General features: G+C 64.7%; 21 protein-coding genes. 14 read left to right on the top strand and 7 right to left on the bottom strand.

Features of this window, described 5'->3' with window-relative positions; all coding sequences use genetic code 11:
* Window positions 1-29 precede the first annotated feature (29 nt).
* Window positions 30-3,074, top strand: coding sequence for a TonB-dependent receptor (locus LZ016_RS14275; RefSeq protein WP_241448124.1), 3,045 nt, complete (start codon window positions 30-32; stop codon window positions 3,072-3,074).
* 87 nt (window positions 3,075-3,161) lie between these two features.
* Entirely contained in the window at window positions 3,162-4,676 is a 1,515-nt protein-coding gene (locus LZ016_RS14270; protein WP_241448123.1) for a tryptophan halogenase family protein, read from the top strand.
* Between the two features lie 29 nt (window positions 4,677-4,705).
* On the opposite strand, the gene LZ016_RS14265 is transcribed toward LZ016_RS14270, so the two are convergent.
* Together LZ016_RS14265 and LZ016_RS14260 are read right to left on the bottom strand one after the other, a co-directional pair.
* On the bottom strand, window positions 4,706-5,743 hold the full coding sequence (locus LZ016_RS14265; RefSeq protein ID WP_241448122.1) for a glycoside hydrolase family 43 protein: 1,038 nt from the start codon (window positions 5,741-5,743) through the stop codon (window positions 4,706-4,708).
* Between the two features lie 37 nt (window positions 5,744-5,780).
* Window positions 5,781-7,169 (bottom strand): glycoside hydrolase family 43 protein, encoded by a 1,389-nt coding sequence (locus LZ016_RS14260; protein ID WP_241448121.1) that lies wholly within the window; start codon window positions 7,167-7,169, stop codon window positions 5,781-5,783.
* A 94-nt stretch (window positions 7,170-7,263) separates the two neighbouring features.
* On the opposite strand from LZ016_RS14260, the gene LZ016_RS14255 reads away from it, so the two are divergent.
* Window positions 7,264-8,292, top strand: coding sequence for a glycoside hydrolase family 43 protein (locus LZ016_RS14255; protein ID WP_241448120.1), 1,029 nt, complete (start codon window positions 7,264-7,266; stop codon window positions 8,290-8,292).
* 4 nt (window positions 8,293-8,296) lie between these two features.
* Here LZ016_RS14255 and LZ016_RS14250 read toward each other — a convergent pair whose 3' ends face one another.
* Window positions 8,297-9,589, bottom strand: coding sequence for a L,D-transpeptidase family protein (locus tag LZ016_RS14250; RefSeq protein WP_241448119.1), 1,293 nt, complete (start codon window positions 9,587-9,589; stop codon window positions 8,297-8,299).
* A 99-nt stretch (window positions 9,590-9,688) separates the two neighbouring features.
* Between LZ016_RS14250 and LZ016_RS14245 the strand changes: the two genes are divergently transcribed.
* The gene (locus LZ016_RS14245) at window positions 9,689-10,702 is read left to right on the top strand and encodes an MBL fold metallo-hydrolase (protein WP_241448118.1); all 1,014 of its coding nucleotides are present in this window, start codon (window positions 9,689-9,691) and stop codon (window positions 10,700-10,702) included.
* Here LZ016_RS14245 and LZ016_RS14240 read toward each other — a convergent pair.
* Window positions 10,699-11,046: a hypothetical protein gene (locus LZ016_RS14240; RefSeq protein WP_241448117.1), complete on the bottom strand. Its 348-nt coding sequence runs from the start codon at window positions 11,044-11,046 to the stop codon at window positions 10,699-10,701. The two genes, LZ016_RS14245 and LZ016_RS14240, sit on opposite strands and share 4 nt — an antisense overlap.
* 184 nt (window positions 11,047-11,230) lie before the next feature.
* Here LZ016_RS14240 and LZ016_RS14235 point away from each other — a divergent pair, with 184 nt between their 5' ends.
* The 3 genes from LZ016_RS14235 (at window position 11,231) to LZ016_RS14225 (ending at window position 13,875) form a co-directional block, all read left to right on the top strand.
* Complete coding sequence (locus LZ016_RS14235) at window positions 11,231-11,371, top strand: hypothetical protein (RefSeq protein WP_241448116.1); 141 nt, start codon at window positions 11,231-11,233, stop codon at window positions 11,369-11,371.
* 107 nt (window positions 11,372-11,478) lie between these two features.
* Window positions 11,479-13,308 carry an autotransporter domain-containing protein gene (locus LZ016_RS14230; protein ID WP_241448115.1) on the top strand — a complete coding sequence of 610 codons (1,830 nt, stop codon included), beginning with the start codon at window positions 11,479-11,481 and terminating at the stop codon, window positions 13,306-13,308.
* A 120-nt stretch (window positions 13,309-13,428) separates the two neighbouring features.
* Window positions 13,429-13,875, top strand: coding sequence for a hypothetical protein (locus LZ016_RS14225; protein ID WP_241448114.1), 447 nt, complete (start codon window positions 13,429-13,431; stop codon window positions 13,873-13,875).
* Window positions 13,876-13,909: 34 nt separating this feature from the next.
* Here LZ016_RS14225 and LZ016_RS14220 read toward each other — a convergent pair whose 3' ends face one another.
* Complete coding sequence (locus LZ016_RS14220; RefSeq protein WP_241448113.1) at window positions 13,910-15,211, bottom strand: L,D-transpeptidase family protein; 1,302 nt, start codon at window positions 15,209-15,211, stop codon at window positions 13,910-13,912.
* A gap of 89 nt (window positions 15,212-15,300) precedes the next feature.
* Window positions 15,301-17,496, bottom strand: coding sequence for an excinuclease ABC subunit UvrB (uvrB, locus tag LZ016_RS14215; protein WP_241448112.1), 2,196 nt, complete (start codon window positions 17,494-17,496; stop codon window positions 15,301-15,303).
* A gap of 45 nt (window positions 17,497-17,541) precedes the next feature.
* Between uvrB and LZ016_RS14210 the strand changes: the two genes are divergently transcribed.
* The 7 genes from LZ016_RS14210 (at window position 17,542) to LZ016_RS14180 (ending at window position 21,617) form a co-directional block, all read left to right on the top strand.
* Window positions 17,542-18,264, top strand: coding sequence for an aspartate/glutamate racemase family protein (locus LZ016_RS14210; RefSeq protein ID WP_241448111.1), 723 nt, complete (start codon window positions 17,542-17,544; stop codon window positions 18,262-18,264).
* Entirely contained in the window at window positions 18,257-18,517 is a 261-nt protein-coding gene (locus LZ016_RS14205; RefSeq protein ID WP_241448110.1) for an HNH endonuclease family protein, read from the top strand. The genes LZ016_RS14210 and LZ016_RS14205 overlap by 8 nt, the downstream gene beginning before the upstream one ends.
* Before the next feature lie 70 nt (window positions 18,518-18,587).
* Entirely contained in the window at window positions 18,588-19,139 is a 552-nt protein-coding gene (locus tag LZ016_RS14200) for a DUF3617 domain-containing protein (RefSeq protein ID WP_241448109.1), read from the top strand.
* Between the two features lie 19 nt (window positions 19,140-19,158).
* Window positions 19,159-19,671 carry a DUF3617 domain-containing protein gene (locus LZ016_RS14195; protein WP_241448108.1) on the top strand — a complete coding sequence of 171 codons (513 nt, stop codon included), beginning with the start codon at window positions 19,159-19,161 and terminating at the stop codon, window positions 19,669-19,671.
* Window positions 19,668-20,063, top strand: coding sequence for a VOC family protein (locus LZ016_RS14190; RefSeq protein ID WP_241448107.1), 396 nt, complete (start codon window positions 19,668-19,670; stop codon window positions 20,061-20,063). Before LZ016_RS14195 ends, LZ016_RS14190 begins: the two co-directional genes overlap by 4 nt.
* Window positions 20,064-20,079: 16 nt before the next feature.
* Window positions 20,080-20,976: a diacylglycerol/lipid kinase family protein gene (locus LZ016_RS14185; protein ID WP_241448106.1), complete on the top strand. Its 897-nt coding sequence runs from the start codon at window positions 20,080-20,082 to the stop codon at window positions 20,974-20,976.
* Between the two features lie 182 nt (window positions 20,977-21,158).
* Window positions 21,159-21,617 (top strand): thermonuclease family protein, encoded by a 459-nt coding sequence (locus LZ016_RS14180; RefSeq protein WP_241448105.1) that lies wholly within the window; start codon window positions 21,159-21,161, stop codon window positions 21,615-21,617.
* On the opposite strand, the gene ligD is transcribed toward LZ016_RS14180, so the two are convergent.
* Window positions 21,614-22,474 carry a non-homologous end-joining DNA ligase gene (ligD, locus tag LZ016_RS14175; RefSeq protein WP_241448104.1) on the bottom strand — a complete coding sequence of 287 codons (861 nt, stop codon included), beginning with the start codon at window positions 22,472-22,474 and terminating at the stop codon, window positions 21,614-21,616. The genes LZ016_RS14180 and ligD overlap by 4 nt on opposite strands.
* Between the last annotated feature and the right edge of the window lie 85 nt (window positions 22,475-22,559).

Raw genomic sequence — 22,559 nt, 5'->3', positions numbered from 1 at the left:
GGAGAGTGCGTGGTGAACAGGGGAGAGACATGCTGCGTACGAGCACCATCCTGTGGTCGACCACGGCCATAGCCTTCGCGAATCTTGCAACGCCCTCCTGGGCTCAGTCGCAGCCGGCAACGCCCCCCGACCCGACAGTTCAGGCGCAAACCAACCCGGCGGCTCCGGACGGCTCCCCGCAAACGGACGATTCCACTCAGACTGCCAGCGGCGAGGATCAGGGCGGCGGCGAGATCGTCGTTACGGGTTTGCGGCGCAGCTTGCAGTCCGCGCAGAACATCAAGCGCAATAGCCCGCAGATTGTCGACGCAGTCGTCGCCGAGGACATCGGCAAGCTCCCAGACATCACCGTGTCCGACACGGCGGCGCGCATCCCCGGCATCCAGGTCGAGAGGACGGGTGGCGAAGCGAGCCGTGTGCTGCTGCGCGGGCTCGATCGCTCCTATTATACGACCACGTATAACGGCCGCGAGATTTTCACCGCCGAGACTCGCTCCGTCGCGCTTCAGGATTTCCCCGCCGGCGCGATCGCAGCCGTCGAGGCGTTCAAGACGTCGACGGCGGATCTCGTCGAGCCTGGCTTGGCCGGACTCATCAACGTTCGTTCGCGCCGCCCCTTCGACTTCACCGGTCTGGAGGTCGCGGGGTCGGTTTGGGGCAACCACACGAAGCAGGCGCAAGACTTTAAGCCGAATGCGCAGCTCCTGCTTAGCAACCGTTGGGGCGACTTCGGCGCGCTGATCAACTTCTCCTACACGCGCATGCACTACCAGGACTCGATTAGGCGGCACGCGTTCTTCATTGCCGATAATCTTGGCGGTGCTGCCGGCGGCCGTTCGCCCGACTGGCCGGAGCTTCACTACGAAGAGGCCGATCGCTGGCGGCCATCGATCAACGGCGCGCTGCAGTGGCGCCCGAGCGCCGACCTGGAGTTCTACGCCGAGGGCCTGTGGCAAGGCTATCGGGAGGAAAGCACTGACCGCATGTGGCAAGTGCCGCTTTGGGGCGGCTCGGCTTACTCCAACCTGGTCGTCGAAGACGGCCAGGTGATCAGCGGCACGGTCACCAATCCGGGCAGTTGCTGCAACGACACCTACCAGACCCAGGGCTTCCAGGGGGCTACGAAGCGCAAGACGGACACGTATCAATTCGCCGTCGGCGGCCGCTACGATGCTGGGCCCCTGCGGATTACCGCTGACCTTGCGCACACGGACAGTACCTTCAAGCTGCGCGCGGAAAGCGTGGACTTCGGGATCAACAACGAGAATTTCACGGTCAACTGGTTCACCGGTCGCCCGGGCGGCGACGGTCCGACTTTGGAGATCACAGGCCTCGATTTCGCGGACCCGGCAAATTACAATTACCGCGGCTTCTTCGAGCGCTATCTCGTCGCGGACGGCAAGGACTGGCAGGCTCGCCTCGATGCGGAATATGAGCCAGGTCTCAACTGGCTGCCGAACATCCAGGCCGGCGTGCGCTACGTTGACCGTGACGCCGGCCGTTCTGACGGCGAGCGCTACTGGGACGCTAACTTCAGGAACGTCGCTGCCGGGGGATTCAACATTCTCATTAGCCAGGTGCCCCTGGACTACGCGCTGTTCCACTCCGCCTTCCGAGGCGACGACAACAAGCCCACTCCCACTAGCTGGCTCGCACCAACGTTCAACAGCGTGTGGGACAGTCTGAGCGCGCTGCGCCAGTTCAACGTAGACCAGGGCATCCCGCTCGATCGCAATCCGAACCGCTCGCAAAACAACGACGCCAATCCGCCAGCGCCGGTCCCGACGCGCGACTTCGGCATCAACGAGAAGACGCTCGCGGGCTATGCCCAGATTAAATTCGACTTCCAGGGATCCGTTCCGGTCGACGGGCTGCTCGGTGTCCGGGTGGTGCACACCAAGGATCGCATCAACGGCTTCCAGCGGGTGCCGAACGCATCCACGCCGAACCCAGACGACTTTCTTTTCGAGCCGCTCGACGTCGGGAACGACTATACGAACTGGTTGCCCAACGCGAACGTGAACGTCCACTTCAGCCGTGACATCGTACTTCGGCTGGCCGCCACAAAGACGATCACGCGGCCCCTGTTCGAGCAACTGAATCCAGGTTTCGCCCTCGGCACACCGAACTGCTTCGATCCCGCAAATCCGGCTTGCGAGATCACGGGGTCGGGCGGCAATCCCTCCCTCAGTCCGTTGAAGTCCAACAACTACGACGCAAGTCTCGAATATTATTTCTCACGGACGGGCTTCGCTTCTGTCGCGGTGTTCCGCCGCGACATGCGCGGCTTCATCGTCAATCGCACGTTTGAAGCGATGACCGACGAGGCGACGGGACTGCCCGTGCGGATCACGGGCCCGGTGAACACCAATGAGGGCCGTATTCAAGGCCTCGAGGCCCAGGTCAGCACCTTCTTCGACTGGGGCTTTGTGCCGACGTGGGCACGCGGCTTCGGTATTCAGGCCAATGCCACTTACATTGACGCGAAGGTGGACTTCCCACTGTTCTGCGCGCCTGCGGCCGAGGAGTGCGTCCCAGGGCCCGCGGCGGGTCCGAACGCAACAGTGCTCAGGACCCGCATTCCGGACGTTTCCAAATGGACGTTTAACCTGGTCGGCATGTACGAGAGTGGCCCGATTTCGGCGAGGCTCTCCTACAATCATCGCACGGACTATCCTGAAGGCACTCTCGACCCGCGGGACGGTTTTTACACCCTCCAGGGCCGGGGCAGGAGCAGTGGCCGGCTCGACTGGTCCAGCAGCTACGCCGTCAACGACAAGCTAACCTTGTTCTTCGACTGGACGAACATCCTGAACATCCCGTTCCGCTCCGATATCGTCCGCGTCAATTATGCTGCGGGCCAGCCGACGAGCCGAGAAGAGTTCCCGATGGTCGTCCGCTACAATGAGTCGGTGATGTCGGGCGGGATTCGGTTCCGCTTCGGCGGGGAAAGCCGGGCAAGTGCTCCGCCACCGCCGGTCTCCGCTCCGCCCCCGCCACCGCCGCCACCGGTCGTCGAACCGGCCCCGCCGCCCCCGCCCCCGCCGCCACCGCCAGCCCCCGAACGAGGCTAGGCAGCTTCCTCGGCCGGATCACCGCCCGGGTCTGCGTGCGCGGCTCAGCGCTTGCCTGAGCCGCTGCGCCATGCAGGATGACGGCGCATGAGCGACCATGCCATCCGCAAGATCGTGATCGTGGGCGGTGGGACCGCCGGGTGGATGGCCGCGGCCGCCTTTTCCGCTCTGCTCGAAAAGGTTTCGGTCGAGATCGTGCTGATCGAGTCGGACGAGATCGGCACCGTCGGCGTCGGTGAAGCCACGATCCCGCCACTCATCGCCTACAACAAGATGGTCGGAATCGCGGAGGACGAGTTCCTTGCAGCGGCACAGGGCACGTTCAAGCTCGGCATCGAGTTCGTCGACTGGGGCGCGAAGGGCGAACGCTATTTCCACCCGTTCGGACCGCATGGCCAGGACCTGCGCGGCGTCCACTTCCACCAATTGTACCTGCGTGAATCGAAGCGGCGCTCGCTCCCGGACATTCGCGAATGGTCGATGAGCGGCGTTGCGGCAGCACTTGGCAAGTTTGCGAGGCCGGGCCCGGATGCACGCCTCCCTTTGTCGCAGCTGGCCTACGCCTTTCACTTCGACGCGGGACTTTATGCCAAATTCCTTCGCGCGCATGCCGAACGGGCCGGCGTGCAGCGTCTCGAAGGCAAGATCGTCGACCTAACGCTCGATGGCGAGAGCGGTCACGTGCGCAGCGTCACGCTCGCGGACGATCGGACGATCGAGGGCGAACTATTCATCGATTGTTCGGGATTCCGCGGCCTGTTGATCGAAGAAAAGCTCGGGACCGGTTACGATGACTGGAGCCACTGGCTGCCCTGCGACCGGGCGGTGGCGGTGCCGAGCCGCCTGGCCGGTCCGGCTGATCCCTTTACCCGCTCGACGGGTCGGGAAAGCGGGTGGCAGTGGCGCATTCCGCTCCAGCACCGCATGGGCAACGGACTTGTATACTCGAGCGCGCACCTCGAGCGAAGCCAGGCTGAACAGTTGCTGCTGGCAAACCTTGAAGCCGAGCCGCTGGCCGCGCCGCGGCATCTGTCATTCACGGCCGGGCGTCGGCGTCTCGCGTGGAACGCAAATATCGTTTCGTTGGGCCTGTCCAGCGGGTTCGTCGAGCCGCTCGAATCGACCAGCATCCATCTCGTCCAAAGCGGCATTGCGAAGCTGCTCGCGCTCTTCCCCGACAGGCGCTTCGATCCCGTCGAACGGGATGAATATAATCGCCAGATGCAGCACGTTTTCGAGGACGTCCGCGACTTCGTGATCCTTCACTACAAGGCAACCAGGCGAGACGATTCCGAGTTCTGGAACTACTGCCGGACGATGGACGTGCCCGACAGCCTTGCCCGGAGGCTCGAGTTGTGGCGGGCGAAGGGCAGGCTTTTTCGCGAGGGATGCGAGCTGTTCGGAACAGCGAGCTGGGTCGCCGTTCTGCTGGGCCAAGGAATCGTCCCCGAGGAGCAGGAGCCAGCCGCCAGGGCGATCGCCCCCGATGTTCTGAGCGATGCGCTCGACAAGATGTACCTCAGCTACCGGCACATGGCCGAGCACATGCCAACGCATTCCGAATTCATCGCCAAGGCCTGTGCTGCCCAATCAAGCCGCTGAACGACCACCGCGGCTGCCCGTCGCTTCGATCAACCCCGTTCTTGCGCCTTCCTCTCACGCAGGCTCGGCCCCAGGGTCGGCTTGCCGTCCTTCCAGAACAGAGGCGCGATATAGAGGTAGCGCTCGGGGTCGAGCGGGCGGCAGCCCGAAGTCGCCGCCCAGGCGTGGAAGGCGAGGAAGTGCTGCTTGCCGGCCTGGAACACGGCCGGATGCCCCGGGCCGCTGAGGCACCCTGCGTCGCGATCGTTGAAACTGTGCAGCAGCGGATTTTCCGGCGCGTCCTTGCAGGGGCCTAGAGGGCCCGAGCAGCTCGCGTACCCGGTTGCATAGTTCGACAGCCGCTCGCCCGGATAATCCCAGCCGTAATAGGCGGCCGAGTAGAACATCTGGTAGCCCGTAGGCGACTTCACCATCGATGGCGCCTCGACCAGCTTCCACTCCCATTTCTGGTCGTCGGTCAGCAAGGGCACGGCGTCGCCGACGAGCTTGAGGCCGTCGTCCGACAGGCGCTGGCCCCAGATGAAGCTGTGCTTCCCAACCGCATTCCCGTCGCTCTTGTAATAGAGGTACAGCTTGCCGTCGGCGTCGCGAAAGGGATTGGGATCAATGCTTCCGCCCTCGTCCGTCTGGCACACCAAAGGCTCGGCGGAATTGTCCACGAACGGACCCTTCGGATCGCTGGCGACGGCAACGCCGATGCACTGCATCGACTTCTTCGCGCTCGCTGCCGTGTAATACAGCAGCCACTTGTCGCCGGACTTCATGACCTCCGGCGCCCACGTCCGGTCCGGCTTCGCCCACGGTGCCATCTTCGGCATCGCGTCGATCCGCCGTCCATCGGCTGCCGCGACCCTCTTCCAGTGCACGAGATCGCTCGACGTCAGCATCGGCAGGTTCGGACCGTCGTTCGTCGAGTAGGCGATGAACTCGCCATTGTGGAATGTGATGAACGGGTCAGGAAAATTGTCCTCGTAGACGGGCACGAAGGACGGATCGGCGCCAGCCGGGACCGTCCATGCTGCGGTGAGGAGCGCCGCTGCGACGGCGAAGATACGGTTTACAGGCATCGCGAACTCATTCGTGGATGCGGATCGGGTAGAGCGGTCAAACTTGCCGCAGCCTGACTTCGTCGCGCGTGAAGTCCAGCCCGACCGTCAGCAGCCCGCGGAAGGCATTGTAACCGCAGCGGTCTGGGAAGAAGGCGTGGAAGAACAGCTGCGGCCTTCCGTCCGCGCCTTCGGTAACGGAGGCATGACCCGGTGCCCACCATTCCCGAACCGATTTCAGCAAAGGCTCCGGCCGCTTCACGTAAGGACCGAACGGATGATCGGCGACGGCAACACCGATGCCGTACGCAGGCGTCGAGAAGTCGTTGCCGGCATAGAACATCCAGTAACGGCCTTGTTGCTTCGTCACGAACGGGCCCTCGATTAGATGCCCTTCCCAATCGAGGTCGTTTGCGAGGACGACATGCTCCTCACCCGCCAGCGAGCGGCCGTCGGGTGAAAGGCGGCGTGCATGGATCGGCGTCCGCATCGCTTCGACGATCTTCGACGCATGGGCGAGGCCGAGAAGCGCCTTCTTGACCCTCGGCCAATTCTCCAGCGCGGCCTCGATCAGCGGCTGCATCAGGAAGAAGCGCTCCATTGGCCTGCGCGTGTTCGCCCAGGGCTGTATCGCGGCGGCGAATGCGGCGGTGCGGCGATCGCGTTCGCTCGCGAACAATTCCTCGATCAGCTCCGGATGCTCGCGGAGCAATCCGGCCAGCGGCCTCGGCCACAAGCCGTTCGTGTCGTTCTTCCAGAACAGATAGGGCGTGCCGTCGTCGTCGACGAAGATGTGGGAGTCGATCACTCCGCCGCTTGCCGCGGTTCCGGGGTAGAGCACTTCACCACCGGTGATCAGCGGTTCGCCATTGTCGACCCACGGCCCATACGGTGATGGTGCCCGCGCCAATCCGATCGCAAGCGCATTGGATTTCTGCCTGGCCGTGTAGGCAATCCAATATTCGTCCCCGACCTTCGCCATTTCCGGGGCCCAGAAGTCGGCGACATGCTTGCCGGTCGCGGTCCAGTCGGGCGCATGGCCCTCGGGGAAGACGAAGCCGCGATGCTCCCAATGCTTGAGGTCGGGCGAATGCACGATCGGGAAGGCGTCGGGCGCGTCGTTCGTGGTCGCCGTCAGGATCCAACCGTCTTCGACCTTGAGCACCGCGGGATCGCCGTACCCGTAGAGCGACCGCTCGCTGAGATTTTCGATGACGAGCGGCTTCCACTTGATGTCGCCCATCGCCGCGGCAGGACCTTCGTGCGCTCCCGGCACCCGTGTTTCGAAATCGCGTGAGAGCTCGGCAAAGAATCGCAGGTAGTCGGGATGCTCGCCGCCGGCGATGCGATATTCGCAGGTGCGGCCGTCGGGCGATGCGACTTTCAGGAGGCTGGCTTCACCGTCTTCGACGGCATCGATCGTGTAAGACTCGGGGGACTCGAACATGGGTGCGCGCTAGGCGCGCTGGCCGGGCGATAAAACCCTGAATTCGCTTAAAGAGATCATTGTTTCGCCACGCGCACGCGATAACCTCGCGCGCATGGTTGTACGCGTCCAGTCGCTTCTCTCGCCCCTCGCGGCTGTTGCTCTTTGCCTCGCGCCGGCGGCGAGTTCCGCACGAAGCGCAACGGCGAGTTCGTCGAACCCGGTCATCGACGCCGACTTCCCGGACCCCGCAGCCCTGAAGGCGCCCGACGGCTTCTACTACGCCTATGCGACGCAGACCGAGCGCAACGGCAAGTGGATCAACCTTCAGGTCGCGCGGTCGAAGGACCTGAAGCGCTGGCGGCTGCTCGGCGATGCGCTACCGACCAAGCCGCACTGGGCGAGCAAGACGCAGGACTTCTGGGCCCCGCACGTGCTGCGCGATGGCGGCCGCTATATCATGTACTACTCTGCGAAGCCGGACACGGCTGACGAGCGGCACGGGCTCTGCCTCGCCGTCGCCACCGCGACGCGCCCCGAAGGCCCGTTCACCGACATGGGTCATCCGCTCCAGTGCGGAGAGAGCTTCGTCAATATCGACCCGATGGCCTTCGACGATCCGGCGACGGGCAAGAAGCTCCTCTACTGGGGTTCCGGCTTCAAGCCGATCAAGGTTCAGGAGCTCAAGGCCAACCGCATGGCCTTCGCGCCCGGCACCACTCCGAAGGATCTCATCGGCCCGAACCCGGCGAAGGACCAGTTTCCTGTGCTCGTCGAGGGACCTTGGGTGCTCCGTCACGGGCCTTGGTATTACATGTTCTACTCGGGCGATAATTGCTGCGGCGCGAAGGCCAATTATGCGGTGATGGTTGCACGTTCCAAAAGCGCCACGGGCCCGTTCGAGACGCTCCAGCACGCGAAGGGCACGCCGCACAGCATCATCCTATCTAAGCGCGGCAAGTGGATCGCGCCCGGGCACAATTCCGTCGCGACCGACGCTCGCGGGAACAGCTGGATCCTTTATCACGCCGTCGACGTCGGCCGGCCGCGCACCAAGCCCACCGACGAGGTGAACACCCGCCGGGTCATGCTGGTCGATCGTATCGAATGGCGAAACGGCTGGCCCACCGTTCGCGGAAACTGAGCCGTCAGTTTCCGGCGGACGCGACCTGCTGATCCTTGCCGAAATAGCGGGCCAGGAGAGCCGGGTCGCGATTGTACCGATCGGCACGGAACTTCGGCCCGTTCGCACCCGCCTCGGCGGTCAGATAGGTGACGTAGACGGGTACGGGATCCGGCACGTCGACATTCTCTTCCGTCTTCGAATCCGCGACCATCGTCCGGCCGAACAGCCATTTCGCCAGGCGATGCGCGTCCTGAAGCCGGATGCAGCCGTTGCTGATCCAGCGGTCGTCCTTGTCGAACAGCGCGTGCTCGAAGTCGGGCACGTCGTGCAGGTAGATGCCGAAGTCGTTCGGCATGTTGAACCGCATGTCGCCCATCGAATTCCACGGTCCAGGCCCACGCCGGAGGCGAACGGTCGCCTTTCCGTCGGCGACCGCTTGCCAATCCACCGTCGATGGATCGATCGGCGTCGCGTCGTCAGTCCAGTCCGAAAGGACCTCATAGTCGCGGTCGGTGAGGTACTTTAGGCCTTCCTTGAGTACGCCCGGAGCGACTGACTTCGTCGCCAGCTCCGGCGGCGTATTCCACCAAGGATTGAGGCTGACGTAGCGCAGCAGCGCCGCCATCATCGGCGTCTCGGTTACCTTGCTGCCGACGATGACGCGCATGGAGTCCACCGGCTTCCCATTCTCGTACATGAACAGGCGCGCCGAGCCCGCGTCGACGAGGATGTAGCGGCCGGATTCGGTTGTCTGCGGAAGGCGGCGCGCCCGCTCGAGATTGAGCAGCAGCACATCCTCGTAATGCTTGAAGCCACGGTTCAGCGCCTGGATCGTCCCCGCGCCTGCGACGCCGTCTGCCTTCAAGCCATGAACGTCCTGGAATTCCTTGACCGCCGCAGCCAGCGGTGCGTCGAACTTCGTCCCCTCGGGAAGCCCCAGCCGCTGCCGCAGAAGCGCGACGCGATCGCCGGTCATGTTGAGCTTCAGCGTCGGGCCGGCCGGGATCTGCACCTGCGGCAGGTCGCCCCAGCGCATCTCGTAGCGAACCAGCGCTCGCCGAAGATCGGTGTAGAGCGGGTGCACCGGCGCGAACATGTCGGCGTCGGCGACCTTGAACTGGTCGATTCCCTGGTCGTGCTGCTGCGCGTCGCGCTGCTGCATCGACGGCGCGATCTCGCGGTCGATGTAGACCATGTCGAGACCCTGCTCGACACTCGGCGGAACCTCGATCGGCTCGATCGGCTGCTGGCTAGCGGCGGCGAGCGCCGAAGCAGGCAGGCAGAGACCTGCAAGAACAAGGACGAATTTGCGCATTACCACCCCTTCACACCCGTCCGTCTTGTAGCAGCACCAGATGAACGGCTCCAGAATCCAAGGGCGAACCGAAGGCTTGCTGCGACGTTCTGAGTGCGCGTGACCCCGACTTTCCACCCAAGGCTCGTGAACGGCCGCTTCGGCGACCCGGCCGTCTTCGTCGAAATTCTTCACCGGCGTGAAGCGTTGCTGTTCGACATCGGCGACCTGTCGGCGCTCAGCACCCGCGACCTCCTGCGCATCAGCCATGTGTTCGTCAGCCACATGCACATGGATCATTTCGTCGGGTTCGATGCGCTTCTCCGGGCAAATATCGGGCGCCAGAAGGTCATCCGGTTCATCGGCCCGGACGGTCTTTGCGAGCGCATCCATCACAAGCTTCAGGGCTACGACTGGGACCTCGCGGACAAGTACGATCAAGACCTCGTCTTCCTGGTCACCGGATTGCGGGAGCACGAGGCGCCACGGGCGGCCCGCTTCCGTTTCAAGCGCCGCTTCGCCTGGGAAGTCCCCATCCCGCCGCCACCTCTGAACGTCGAGGGGTTCGAGGTGCACGCGACCTTCCTCCAGCACCATGGGCCTTGCCTCGGCTTCACCCTGAGCGAACCGGCACATGCGAACGTCTGGAAGAACCGCCTCGACGAGCTCGACGTCGAGCCGGGCCAGTGGCTGCAGCGGTTGAAGAAAGGGATCCTGGCGGGTTGGGACGACAAGGTCATGATTGCCCTGCCTGACGGCCGCCATCTTCCCCTCGGCCAGTTGCGCGATCTCGTGAAGATCGGTCCCGGTCAGAAGATCGCCTATGTGACGGACGTCGCCGATACTCCGGAAAACCGCGAGGCGATTGCCGAGCTCGCGGCGGGCGCGGACCTGTTCTTCCTGGAATCGCGCTTCGCGGCAGCCGATGCCGACCAGGCGCGCCATCGTGCGCACCTGACCACCAAGGCTGCGGGCGAGATTGCGCGCGCTGCGGGCGTGCGACGGCTCGAGCCGTTCCACTTCTCCCCGCGCTACGAGAAAGAGGAGGAGATGATGATCGCCGAAGTCATGGCAGCCTTCGAAGGGCCGGAAAGTTCCCCGGCGACCGAAGCCGCCGGGGCCTTGGTGGATTAGCCGATACCGGTGTCGGTCTGGCTGGTGCCGGAGGTCACCCTCTCACTGCGACTGTCGCTCGATTGGCCGGACGTCTGGCCTTTGCCGAAGCCGAATGCGCTCTGGCCGACGCCTTGTCCGCCTTCGTTCTGCAGGCAATGCATCAGTACCTGCTTGCCCTGCTCGGCTAACTGGCGCTGTTGTTCGTAGGCCTGCTGGAAGAAGCTGCGGAGCCGCTCGTCTTCAGCGTCGTCGGCGTAGATCTCGCAATTCTCCGCGCCCTGGAGCGCGTGGTAAACCACCGAGATCACGTCATATGTATCGTCGCGCGTGCCGGTCTGCTCGCTCGATTGTCCTTGCTGCATTGAAGTCCTCCTCGGGGGCTGGATTGAGTCTGCCGCAATCAGGCGACGGTCCTCCAACGCCCGCGACGGCACTAGTTTCTTAGGCTTTGAGACGGTTGGCCCGATTTGTCGGGCAGCGTGCCGTAGCCTCGAAACGGCGCCACACCGCGGGCGTTCAGCCTCTCCCCAACCGGAGATCGAAACAATGACCGACCACAAGAAGAAGGGCGACTTCGACCAGGCCCGCAAGAACGACATCGGCGGCAACCAGAAAGCTCATGCCAACGGCGAAAGCGCGAGCCGCACGGGCCACAAGCAGAACGCCGGCCACGGTGGCCACCGCTAGCCGATTGGAAACGGCTGTTGCCGGACCGCCACTTGTAAGATCGCGGAATCCCGGCTCATAATCCCTCCCGTCCGCGGCCGCCGTGCGGCCGTTTGGGGGAGGGATTCATGACTGTTTGTAGCCTCTTTGGCCGTGCCCTTCTGGGCGCAACGGCACTTGCGACTATTGCGACGTCCGCGGCGGCGCAGCGCGTCGATTCCATCACCGCATTCGGCGACAGCTATGCGGATACCGGCAACCTGTTCGAGATCCTGGGCTTCAACCCGGCGCCTCTGGTCTATCCGACCGGCCGCTTCTCGGGTGGCACCAACTACATCGACACCTTGTCGCAGCTGCTCAACGTGCCGGTGGATAATTTCGCGATCGGCGGAGCGCTCACGAACAATACGAACACCAACGGCGTCGGCCTGCCCGGCTTCGTCACCGAGTGGAACGCCTTTCTCGCGGGCGGCGGCGGACCGTTCCCGGCCGTGTCGGGCACCTTCGATTCCAGCGATCTCGTCACCTTTTCGGTCGGCGGGAACGACGCACGCTTCTACCAGCAGCAAGGCGGAACGCTGGCGGGAGCGCCCGCGGCTGCCACAGCTTCGGCGGCCTTTGCTACGGCTGGCCTCAATGCGCTGGTCGACGCCGGCGCGCAGAACATCAGCTTCCTCGCCGGCAATACGGCGATCCTGCCCGAGATCGCGAACGATCCCGCCGCTCAGGCCATCCGGCAGAGCTATTCGACCACGTTCAACACGCAGATGCAGGGCGTTCTCGCAGGCTACGCGGCCGATGGCGTGATCGTCCACTATCTCGACTTGACCGCGATCGGTCAGCAGATCGTCGCGAACCCTGGCGCCTACGGCCTGCAAAGCGCCGGCGCCTGCGCTCCCGCTCCGGCGTGCATCGCGGATTCGAACCTTACAAACCAGTTCCTCTTCTACGTGGACAACCTGCACCTGACGTCCGCCGGTTTCGCGATCGTCGGGCGCTATATCGCTGCTCAGCTGCAGGCACCGCTGACGCTCGAAGCCCCGAGCGAGGCTGGGATGGAGACGGCTCGCCAGTTCGGCCGAACCCTTTCCAGCCGCGTCGACCTCACGGCGCCGCGCGACGGCGATGTCGCCGAGGGCCTGAAGCTCTTCATCGTCGGCGACACCTATTCCCGCGACGTGAAGGCCGATGCCGCGACGGACGGCTTCGACATCGACGGCGTCGGCGGCACGGTTGGTGCCTCCTACGGCTTCGGCAACGGCACCGTCGGGATTGCGGCCAACTACACCCGTCCGCGCGTGCGCTTCGGCAATGATGCGTCGCGCAACGACGTGGACACCTGGCAGATCGGCGGCTTCGGCGGCTTTTCGATCGCGGGCGGCTTCGTGCAGGGCTATCTCGGCTACGGCCAGGACAATAACGACATCGAGCGCGCGGGCGTCGTCAACAACTTGAATTCCAGCCCCGACGGGGACCATTGGCTTGCGGGCGCGAAGGCGGGCTATCTCTTCCCGCTGGGCACAATGCGCGCCGGTCCGGTCGTCGCGCTCGACTATGCCAAGGCAAAGGTCGACGGCTACACCGAGGAAGGCGACGCGGCGCTCTCGCTCAACGTCGGCAAGACCTCGGCCAAGTCGTTCACGGCAGGCATCGGCGCCGAGATCCGCGGCGACTTCGAAAGCGGCGGATCGTCGATCAGACCGTTCGCTTCCGCAATGCTCGAAAAGGAACTGAGCGACGACGGCCGCTCGGTCCAGTTCGCGCAGACCAGCGCGCCTGGAATCGTCAACACCTGGGCGTTTGAGGACCGTTCGACCAAGGCCTACGGCCGCGTGTCGTTCGGCGGCAGCGCGGGCCTGTTCAGCAACGTGACGATCAACGCCATCGGCTCGGCCACGTTGGGCCGCGACCAGGGCAACGACGTCTCTGCGCAGGTCGGACTGCACGCCGGCTTCTAGCCTTGACTTGAGCCCCCAACCGGGGCCTCATCGGCCCCGGCGGTGCGGGGGACCGCCCGCACTGGCCCCGTTTGCGTTGGAAGCAGCGCCTGTCGTGCTGCGACTTGGGGAGGGCAAATCATGGCAACGACTGCTGAGACCGCACGCACGCCCACACATCTTTGGGTCGTCGGCGTACTTGCGACGCTTTGGACGGCGTTTGGCTGCTACGACTATGTGATGACGCAGAAGCAGAACGCCGAATATCTGAAGATGATGGGCGGGGACGAGGCTGCCGCCTACTTCACCAGCTTCCCGGCCTGGGTCGTCGCCCTCTGGGCGATAGGCGTGTGGGGGAGCCTTGCAGGGTCGCTAGCGCTGCTCATCCGCAGCCGGTGGGCGGTGCCGCTCTATGCGGTGTCATTGCTCGGCCTTCTGCTGACGACGATCTACCAATTCGGCATGTCCACGCCGCCTGCAGCGCTGACGACGCCGGCCATGTACATGATGACCGGTTTCATCTGGATCATCGCGATCGTGCTGTTCCTCTACGCAAGGAACATGGCCGCGAAGGGCGTGCTCAGGTGAGTTGAAGCGGGCGGCGTTGGGGCGCCGCCCGAATTCAGGACGGCGAGGCGACCCGGCTCGTTCCGCCGAACATTTGCGGCATGGCAAGCGCGTCGAACCCGTAGGGGTCGGGCTTGAAGACGACGCCGTTGTTGCTCGGCTCGACCGTCAGGTAGGTCAGGTAGATCGGCACCGGGCGCGGCAGCGGGAAATATTCCTCGCGATGTCCCTGCGGCTGCGGAACTCGCCCGAACACCCAGGTGGCGAAACGCCGATAATCCTGAAGGCGCACGCAGCCGTTGCTGAGATGCCGCTCGTTCTCCGCAAAGAGCTCCTTGTGCGGCGTATCGTGCAGGTAGATGCCGTAATCGTTGGGCATCTCGAACTTCATGTTGCCCATCGAATTCCACGGTCCCGGAAGCTGCCGGACGAGGACGGTCGGCTGTTTCTTGCCCGACGCGATCGCCTTCCAGTTGACAGTCTTCGGATCGATGATCTGGGCGTTGCCCGACCAGTCCGACAGGACCTCGTAGTGGAAGTCCTTCAGGTAGGAGAGGCCCTGCTCGCCGATACGCTTGGCGGTCAGGCTGCGGATCAGCTCCGGCGGCACGTTCCAATAGGGATTCGCCTTGGCGTTGCGCATGATGACCGCGATCATGGGCGTCTTCGTCTTCGGCGAACCGACGACCACCTTCATCCCATCCACGACCCGGTCGCGATCGAAGAGATAGGCTTCGGCCGACCCTGAATCGACGACCACGTAGCGGTCGAACGTCCGCGTCGTCGGAAGCCGGTAGGCGCGCTCGACGTTGATCGCGAGCCGCTTCAGATAATAGTCCGCGCCCCGGTTGAGCGAGGCGATCGTGCCTTTGCCGGCGATGCCGTCGGCAGGCCCAATGCCGTGGACCGTCTGGTAGCTCGCGACGGCCTGGAACAGCTGCTCGTCGTAACCGCCGTTCGGCGACAGGCCGAGCCGTTGGCGAAGCAGCGAAACGCGCTTGCCGGTCGACCCGCGCTTCAGCACCGGACCCGCCGGGATCTTCGTCTGCGGCAGGCGGCCGTAGCTCATCTGGTACTGCTGCATGCCCCGGGCCAGCTGGATGAACAGCGGGTTCGGCGAGCTCTTTCCGCTCGACCCGAGGTTTAGGTTGAACAGACGGGCGAACCAGTTCTGCGGCCGCTGGTGCCGCCGCGCGACCGTGCTCATCTGCGGGTCGACATAGACGAAATCGACGCCCTGCTTGATCGACCGCGGCACCGCGACCGGCTCGTCGCCACGCGGCTCGCCGGAGGCAAAGGCCGGAGTTGCAGCGAACAGCGCTGCTGCGCCGAGAATCAATCGAACCTTTTTGTTCATAAATTTAGCGCCGCGTGTGCGGCGCGCTCCCGTTGCGACTTTCAGATCAAACTCCGTGCAGTCGTTTGGGTTGCGCGAGGCTGAACGACTCAACGGCGCCCGAACCGCGTGCGCTGCTGCTTCCCAAAGCGGCCTTTGCGGGTGCCGGGCTTGCCCTCGGTCGAATTGCCCGCCGGGCGCGGCGCGACGCGCTGGTCGTGGGGGATACCGAGGTCGTCCTCCTCAAGCCTGCGGATCTCGTCGCGGAGGCGCCCAGCCTCCTCGAACTCCAGGTCTGCGGCCGCCTTGCGCATGCGCTGCTCGAGGTCCGCGATGTAGGCCTTGAGGTTGTGCCCGACGAGGTGCGGGCGCTCTTCGTCGCCGGTATCCACGACCACGCCGTCACGGGTCGAGACGTGGGCGATGATGTCGCTGATCTGCCGCTTGATGCTTTCCGGCGTGATGCCGTGGAGCTTGTTGTACTCCAGCTGCTTCTCGCGGCGGCGATCCGTCTCCGCGAGCGCGCGCTCGATCGAGCCGGTCTTGGTGTCGGCATAGAGGATCACCCGCCCGTCTATGTTGCGAGCGGCGCGGCCGATGGTCTGGATCAGCGACGTCTCGGAGCGCAGGAACCCTTCCTTATCGGCGTCGAGGATCGCGACGAGGCCGCATTCGGGAATGTCGAGACCTTCGCGCAGCAGGTTGATACCGACGAGCACGTCATACACGCCAAGTCGCAGCTCGCGGATCAGCTCGATGCGCTCCAGCGTCTCGACGTCGGAGTGCATGTAGCGGACGCGCAGTCCCGCCTCGTGCAGGTATTCCGTCAGGTCCTCGGCCATACGCTTGGTCAGCGTCGTGACGAGCGTCCGGTAACCCTTGCGCGCAGTCTCCTTCGCCTCGTGGACGAGATCGTCGACCTGGTCCTCGACCGGCTTGATCTCGACGGGCGGGTCGATGAGGCCGGTCGGGCGGATCACCTGCTCGGAGAACACGCCGCCCGTCTCGTTCATCTCCCACGGGCCGGGCGTCGCCGAGACGAAGGTCGTCTGCGGACGCATTGCGTCCCACTCGTTGAATCGAAGTGGGCGGTTGTCGATGCAGCTCGGCAAGCGGAAGCCGTACTCCGCAAGCGTGATCTTCCGCCGATGGTCGCCGCGCGCCATGGCGCCGATCTGCGGCACCGTCTGGTGGCTCTCGTCGATGAACAGCAATGCGTTGTCGGGGAGATATTCGAACAGGGTCGGCGGCGGCTCGCCGGGCAGGCGGCCGGTGAGGAAGCGCGAGTAGTTCTCGATGCCGGCGCAGCTCCCCGTCGCGGCAATCATCTCCAGGTCGAAGTTCGTGCGCTGCTCCAGGCGCTGCGCCTCCAGCAGCCGCCCTTCCGCGACCAACTCCTTCAGTCGCTCCTCGAGCTCATGCTTGATCGCCTCCATCGCCTGCTTGAGCGTCGGGCCGGGCGTCACATAGTGCGAGTTGGCGTAGACCTTGACGCTGTCGAGGCTGGCCGCTTTCTGGCCGGTCAGCGGGTCGAACTCGACGATCTCCTCGATCTCGTCGCCGAAGAAGGACACGCGCCAGGCGGTGTCTTCATAGTGCGACGGGAAGATCTCCAGATTATCGCCGCGCACCCGGAAATTGCCGCGCGCGAAGGCGGCATCGTTGCGCTTGTACTGAAGCGCGACGAGCTTGCGGATGACCTCGCGCTGGTCCTCGCTACTGCCCTTCTTCAGCGAGAAGGTCATGGCCGAATAGGTCTCGACCGAGCCGATGCCGTAGAGGCAGGACACCGAAGCGACGATGATCACGTCGTCGCGCTCCAGGAGCGACCGCGTCGCCGAGTGGCGCATGCGGTCGATGGCCTCGTTCACGCTCGACTCCTTCTCGATGTAGGTGTCGGTGCGCGGGACGTAGGCCTCGGGCTGGTAGTAGTCGTAGTAGCTGACGAAATATTCGACGGCGTTGTCGGGGAAGAAGCTCTTGAACTCCCCGTAGAGCTGCGCGGCGAGGATCTTGTTCGGAGCGATGATCAGCGCCGGCCGCTGCACGGTCTCGATGACCTTCGCCATGGTGAAGGTCTTGCCCGAGCCGGTGACTCCCAGAAGCACCTGGCTCACGTCACCGTTTTCCGCGATGCCCTCGACCAACTCCTTGATCGCCGTGGGCTGGTCGCCCGACGGCTCGAAATCGGAGACGATCTTGAATTTCTTGCCGCCCTCCGCCTTGTCGGGACGCGCGGGACGGTGCGGCACGAAGCTCTCGGCCGCTTCGGGTTCTGCCAGCGAAGTGCGGATTTGAATCGCCATTGCGTCCTATATGGTTGCCTTGCGCGGTAGAACAACGGAGGAACGATGCGGTTCGGAATCCTGGCCCATAGCGCCGAAGGCGCGGCCCTCTGCTTCCTCGAATTCTGCCGCAACGGCTTCCGCGAGGAAGCGCACATGCACCCGGACGTCATGCTCGACTGCGAGGCGATGGGGCGGATCATGCCCGCTTGGGACGCCGGCGATCATCCCGCGGTCCGCGCCTTCCTTGCCCAGTCGATTGCGCGGCTCGCGGACGGCGGATGCGACTTCTTTGCCTGTCCCGACAACACAGCTCACATCGCCTTGGAGTCCGCCGGACCCGACCTCCCGCTCCCCGGTCTCAACATCGGCGACATCGTCGCGGATCAGGCCGCGGCGCTCGGGATGACGCGCGTCGCCATGCTCGGCACGCGCTTCACCATGGGCGGCCCCGTCTACCGGCGATCGCTTCCCGCAGTTGGGATCGAGCCGGTCTTCGCCAATGAGCAGGAGCGCGCCGACGTCGATCGCATCATCTTCGACGAGTTGGTGGAAGGCGTCTTCACCGAGCCTTCCCGCCGCCGATACGTCGAGATCATCGATCGCCTGAAGCGCGAAGGAGGCTGCGACGGCGTCGCTCTCGTCTGCACAGAAATCCCGCTGCTGGTGACCGCGGATGTGTCGCCACTACCCATTCTCGACTCAACGCGGCTGCTCGCCCGCGCCGCATTCGAAGTCTGCACCGGACGGCGCCCCTTCCCCACCTGGCGGGGCGGACCGGTTGGCTAAGGCTTGCTGGCTGTGCTCACGGCCGCTGGGCCGCCGCGTCGAATGGCACCATCCGATCCCCAAGAGCCGAGGCGGGCGCGACACCGTGCCGATTCATCCGATCTGCCACCGCACGCTGCACAAGACCTTCTCGAACGCGGAACTGGCGGCATTCGGTGACGCCGTCGGTTCGATCCGGGCCGATCCGCGCATAGGCCGCTTCATCGCCTGGATCGCAAACAAGGAACCGGACTTCCACGCGACGACGCGGTAGGCTTGGCGAGGGCCGCAATTGTAATAGGCGGCGCGCGTATTATGCTTCGCCGCAACAGGGGGACAGCGACTTGAGGCATTTCCTTTTGCTGGTTGCGCTGGGCGCCTCGTGCGCCTGCTCGAAATCCGAGCCCGAAGTGAATGCGCGCAACGCGTCTGTCGCCGAAGTCGCGGAGCAGGTAAGCGGCGCCACGAGCGAGCCCGGTTTCATCAAGCCCGGCAAATGGCTTTCCAGCGTGACGATGGAAGACTTCTCGGCGCCAAGCATGCCGGCGCAGGTCCGCGAGCAAATGCGCGGCATGATGGCGCAGCACCAGGCGTACGAAAGCTGCCTCACTCCAGAGCAGGCGAAGCGGCCCAAGGAGGACTTCTTCGCGGGCAAGAGCAACTCATGCCGCTACGAGCATTTCACCATGGGCGGCGGCAAGATCGACGCGCAGATGAAATGCGAACACGAGGGCATGCAGCAGGTCATGAACATGAGCGGCGCCTATTCGCCCGAGACTTACAAGATGACGATGGAAACCAGGACCGAAGGCGGTCCTGAATCGGTTTCCGGAATGAGCATGCGCATGCGCGTCGACGCAAAGCGCGTGGGGGAGTGTGAAGCCAAGCAAGGCTAGTTCGAACGGGAGGGGAAACATGCGTAAGACGATCATCGCCGCGACTGCGGCAGTCCTGGTTGCCTCGTGCGGCAGCGAAGCGCCCGCGCCTAAGCAGGAAGAGGAGGCGGCGAGCCTCGCACCGGGCCAGTACCAGGCAGACTGGAAAGTCTCCGCGATCCGCTCGGTCGACAAGACGACGCCCGCAACGAACCTCAAGGTAGACGCGACCGGCACGACGACCGCTTGCGTGACAGCAGACGGCACGGTCGATCCGGCGCTGTTCGCCGAGGACGGCGACAGCTGCACGGCCGCGAACCCCTACATGGGGAACGGCCGCATGAGCCTGGACCTCACCTGCAAGCGCAAGGGCAACAGCGGCGAAGTGCGTCAGTCGGTCTCCGGCACCTTCACGAAGGACAGCCTCGATACTGAAGTCAGCACGAGCACCTATCTGTCGGGCACCGGCGACTATGCGATGACCCGCACCGTCGCGGCCAAGCGTATCGGGGAATGCCCGCCAGCCGCTGCGACCCCTGAGAAGAAGGCATGATCGGCTACGTCACGGTCGGGACCAACGATCTCGACCGTGCGCGCGCCTATTATGACGCGCTGTTCGGCAGCATCGGCGGCCGCCGCCTGATGCAGCTGGAGGATCAGCGCGGCTTCACCATGTACGGCGTGGCGATGAACCGGCCTTCGGTCGTCGTCACACGCCCGTACGACGGACGGGCCGCCGATCCGGGCAACGGCACCATGACCGCCTTGGTGATGGACTCGATGGAAAAGGTCGACGCCTTCCACGCCAAGGCGCTGGAACTCGGCGGAAGCAACGAAGGCGATCCGGGTTTCCGCGGCGACGCGAAGCTCGGCTACTATTTCGCCTATTTCCGCGACCTCGACGGCAATAAATTCGCGGTCTTCAACATCTCTCCGCAAGCTTGAGCGTTAGAGCGCGCGCATGACGAACGCGCGCAAGGTCTTGGTCTGTGTCAACCGCTCGAGCGGCGGGCTCGAGCGCGGCGAGAAGGAAGCCGAGGAAATCAGATCGGCGCTCGCCGATGCGGGCGTCGATGCGGACGTGAAGCTGCTGCCCGGCGGCGGGATCACGGAGCAGGCTCAGCGCGCCGTCGATGAAGGCGCCGAACTGCTCATCGTCGCCGGCGGCGACGGCTCGGTCAGCGCAGCAGCTGGAGTGCTCGCCGGCACGAAGACGCGGCTTGGCATCCTCGCACTCGGCACGCTCAATCACTTCGCACGCGACATCGGCGTTCCACCCGACCTCAAGGAAGCGGCGAAGCTCATCGCCGCCGGCAAGGTTCAAGCCCTGGACGTTGCCGAAGTGAACGGACGCATCTTCATCAACAACAGCGCCGTCGGCCTCTACCCGCTCATGGTCCTCGACCGAGACCTGCAGCAGAAGCGCCTCGGCCGAAGCAAGCGCCTGGCCATGGTCGTTGCGAGCGTCCGCACGCTCGCCCGCTTCGGCCATCATCGGCTCACGCTGACGGTCAACGACCAGAAGGCGCAGGTCGACACGCCTTTGCTGTTCGTCGGCAACAACGACTACCGACTCGACCTCGGCGCGCCGGGCCATCGCGAGAGCCTGTCGGACGGCCGCCTCTCCGTCTTCGTCATGCGCAAGAAGACCCGCCGCAGCTTCGTCGCGGCCTGCATCCGCGCCCTGTTCAATCGCACCCGTCCCGACGACATGGTGCGCCTCGACGACGTCGAGCGCCTTCGCGTCGCCAGCCGCCGCAGCCGCCTGGTCATCTCCGTCGACGGAGAAGTCGAGAGCACGCCTGCCCCGCTCGACTACAAGGTCCGCAAGGGCGCCCTGAACGTCATCGCGCCTTAGGGAGAGCGGTTGCGAAGCCGCGGACTTTCCGGCCATCTGGCCGCGTGAGCAAAATCGTACGGTTCCGCGGAAGACGCCGGCTCAAGGGCCTGAACGAGTTCGCCCCGCCCCAGCGTATCCGATTCTGGCCCGAACCTCGGCGAAGCCCTCTCCGCCGCCTTGCGTTTGCCGCCCGGCCCTTCATGCTTGCCGCCGTGCTCGGCGCCCTGTGGGTCGGATACGATCCCGCGCTGGTCGAGCCACCCGCCTTGCTCTCGACGGACCCGGAGCGGGTCGCCGAGACGTTCACGCGCTGCGGACCCGGCCGCGGGCACGCCTGCGTCATCGACGGAGACACGTTCAAGCTGGGCGACCGGAAGGTGCGGATCATCGGCATCGACGCACCCGAAACGCATCCGGCGCGATGTCCGGAGGAAGCGCGGCTGGGCGAACTCGCGACGGCCAGGCTGCAGGAACTCCTCAACCGGGGCGCATTCGAGATGGTCGCGCCGATCTATTCGACGCAAGATCGCTACGGCCGCGACCTGCGCACCCTTCAGCGGAAGCTGCCGGATGGAACCTATCAATCGATCGCCTCGGAGATGCGGGAGAACGGGCTCGCGCACCGCTATCTCGGCGGGTTCAAGATGGGTTGGTGCTAGCCCGCCAGCCTCGGCAGCGACTGCGCTGCAGCGCCCCAGCCCCGTAGCTTCCGACCTCTGGCGCGCTTCAGGAGCGCCTCCACTTGGGCGATCGTGAAGGCGTCCGATCGATCAAGGTCGCCCAGTTCGTCCCAGGCGACCGGCGCGGCCACCGGCATACCCGGACGAGCCCTCGCCGAATAAGGCATGATCGCCGTGGCGGTGCGTTGGTTGCGCAGGAAATCGAGGAAGATGCGGCCGCGCCGCTCCCTCTTCGGAAGCGCGACGGTGAACCGCTCGGGATCCGCTTCGGCCAGCGTTGTGCAGAATGCCTTGGCAAAGCCTCGTACCTCGTCCCACTCTGCCACCGGCTGCAGCGGCACGACGACGTGGATGCCCTTGCCGCCCGAAAGCAGAGCGAAGCTTTCGAGGCCGACCGCATCGAATGACCGCCGCAACTGCAGTGCGGCCTCTTTCACGGCTTCGAAGCCGATCGCGGGGTCAGGGTCCAGATCGATGACGAGCCGATCCGGCGTCTCGACTTCACCCGCGCGGCTGCCCCAGCCGTGGAACTCCACGCACTGCAGTCCCGCGCAACCGGCGATCTCCCGCGCGCTCTCGACGTAGAGATACTTCTCGGCCCGGCCGTTCTTCTGCTCGACACGCTCGAAATGGACGAGCTCGTCGAACTCCTTGCCCGTGGGCGGGTGCTCGCGGTTGCGCTGGAAGAAGCACTTCCCCTCGCGGCAGCGGTACAGGTTGAGCAGGCGCCGCTCGATGAAGGGAAGCATGATCGGCGCCACGATCTGGTAATAGAGAGTCGTCGCGCGAACGCTGATTTCGGGCTTCTCGTAGGTCGGCTCCGGCGTCCAGGTCATGCGCGGACAACGCGCTTCCCGCAAATTCGCGCTGGTGTGATTGCATCGACGCCGTCCTAGGCTGGGCCGAAGTCCTTACAATTAC

The sequence above is a fragment of the Sphingomonas telluris genome (assembly GCF_022568775.1).
Lineage (GTDB): Bacteria > Pseudomonadota > Alphaproteobacteria > Sphingomonadales > Sphingomonadaceae > Sphingomicrobium > Sphingomicrobium telluris.
Note: the sequence above shows the minus strand (reverse complement) of the source record. Positions and strands in the feature narration are given on the sequence as shown.

What these genes read in the sequence shown, in the direction of transcription:
- LZ016_RS14275 (WP_241448124.1), top strand. Translation starts at nt 30, where the DNA reads ATGCTGCGTACGAGCACCATCCTGTGGTCGACCACGGCCATAGCCTTC.
- LZ016_RS14270 (WP_241448123.1), top strand. Translation starts at nt 3,162, where the DNA reads ATGAGCGACCATGCCATCCGCAAGATCGTGATCGTGGGCGGTGGGACC.
- LZ016_RS14265 (WP_241448122.1), bottom strand. Translation starts at nt 5,743, where the DNA reads ATGCCTGTAAACCGTATCTTCGCCGTCGCAGCGGCGCTCCTCACCGCA.
- LZ016_RS14260 (WP_241448121.1), bottom strand. Translation starts at nt 7,169, where the DNA reads ATGTTCGAGTCCCCCGAGTCTTACACGATCGATGCCGTCGAAGACGGT.
- LZ016_RS14255 (WP_241448120.1), top strand. Translation starts at nt 7,264, where the DNA reads ATGGTTGTACGCGTCCAGTCGCTTCTCTCGCCCCTCGCGGCTGTTGCT.
- LZ016_RS14250 (WP_241448119.1), bottom strand. Translation starts at nt 9,589, where the DNA reads ATGCGCAAATTCGTCCTTGTTCTTGCAGGTCTCTGCCTGCCTGCTTCG.
- LZ016_RS14240 (WP_241448117.1), bottom strand. Translation starts at nt 11,046, where the DNA reads ATGCAGCAAGGACAATCGAGCGAGCAGACCGGCACGCGCGACGATACA.
- LZ016_RS14235 (WP_241448116.1), top strand. Translation starts at nt 11,231, where the DNA reads ATGACCGACCACAAGAAGAAGGGCGACTTCGACCAGGCCCGCAAGAAC.
- LZ016_RS14230 (WP_241448115.1), top strand. Translation starts at nt 11,479, where the DNA reads ATGACTGTTTGTAGCCTCTTTGGCCGTGCCCTTCTGGGCGCAACGGCA.
- LZ016_RS14225 (WP_241448114.1), top strand. Translation starts at nt 13,429, where the DNA reads ATGGCAACGACTGCTGAGACCGCACGCACGCCCACACATCTTTGGGTC.
- LZ016_RS14220 (WP_241448113.1), bottom strand. Translation starts at nt 15,211, where the DNA reads ATGAACAAAAAGGTTCGATTGATTCTCGGCGCAGCAGCGCTGTTCGCT.
- uvrB (WP_241448112.1), bottom strand. Translation starts at nt 17,496, where the DNA reads ATGGCGATTCAAATCCGCACTTCGCTGGCAGAACCCGAAGCGGCCGAG.
- LZ016_RS14210 (WP_241448111.1), top strand. Translation starts at nt 17,542, where the DNA reads ATGCGGTTCGGAATCCTGGCCCATAGCGCCGAAGGCGCGGCCCTCTGC.
- LZ016_RS14195 (WP_241448108.1), top strand. Translation starts at nt 19,159, where the DNA reads ATGCGTAAGACGATCATCGCCGCGACTGCGGCAGTCCTGGTTGCCTCG.
- LZ016_RS14190 (WP_241448107.1), top strand. Translation starts at nt 19,668, where the DNA reads ATGATCGGCTACGTCACGGTCGGGACCAACGATCTCGACCGTGCGCGC.
- LZ016_RS14185 (WP_241448106.1), top strand. Translation starts at nt 20,080, where the DNA reads ATGACGAACGCGCGCAAGGTCTTGGTCTGTGTCAACCGCTCGAGCGGC.
- LZ016_RS14180 (WP_241448105.1), top strand. Translation starts at nt 21,159, where the DNA reads ATGCTTGCCGCCGTGCTCGGCGCCCTGTGGGTCGGATACGATCCCGCG.
- ligD (WP_241448104.1), bottom strand. Translation starts at nt 22,474, where the DNA reads ATGACCTGGACGCCGGAGCCGACCTACGAGAAGCCCGAAATCAGCGTT.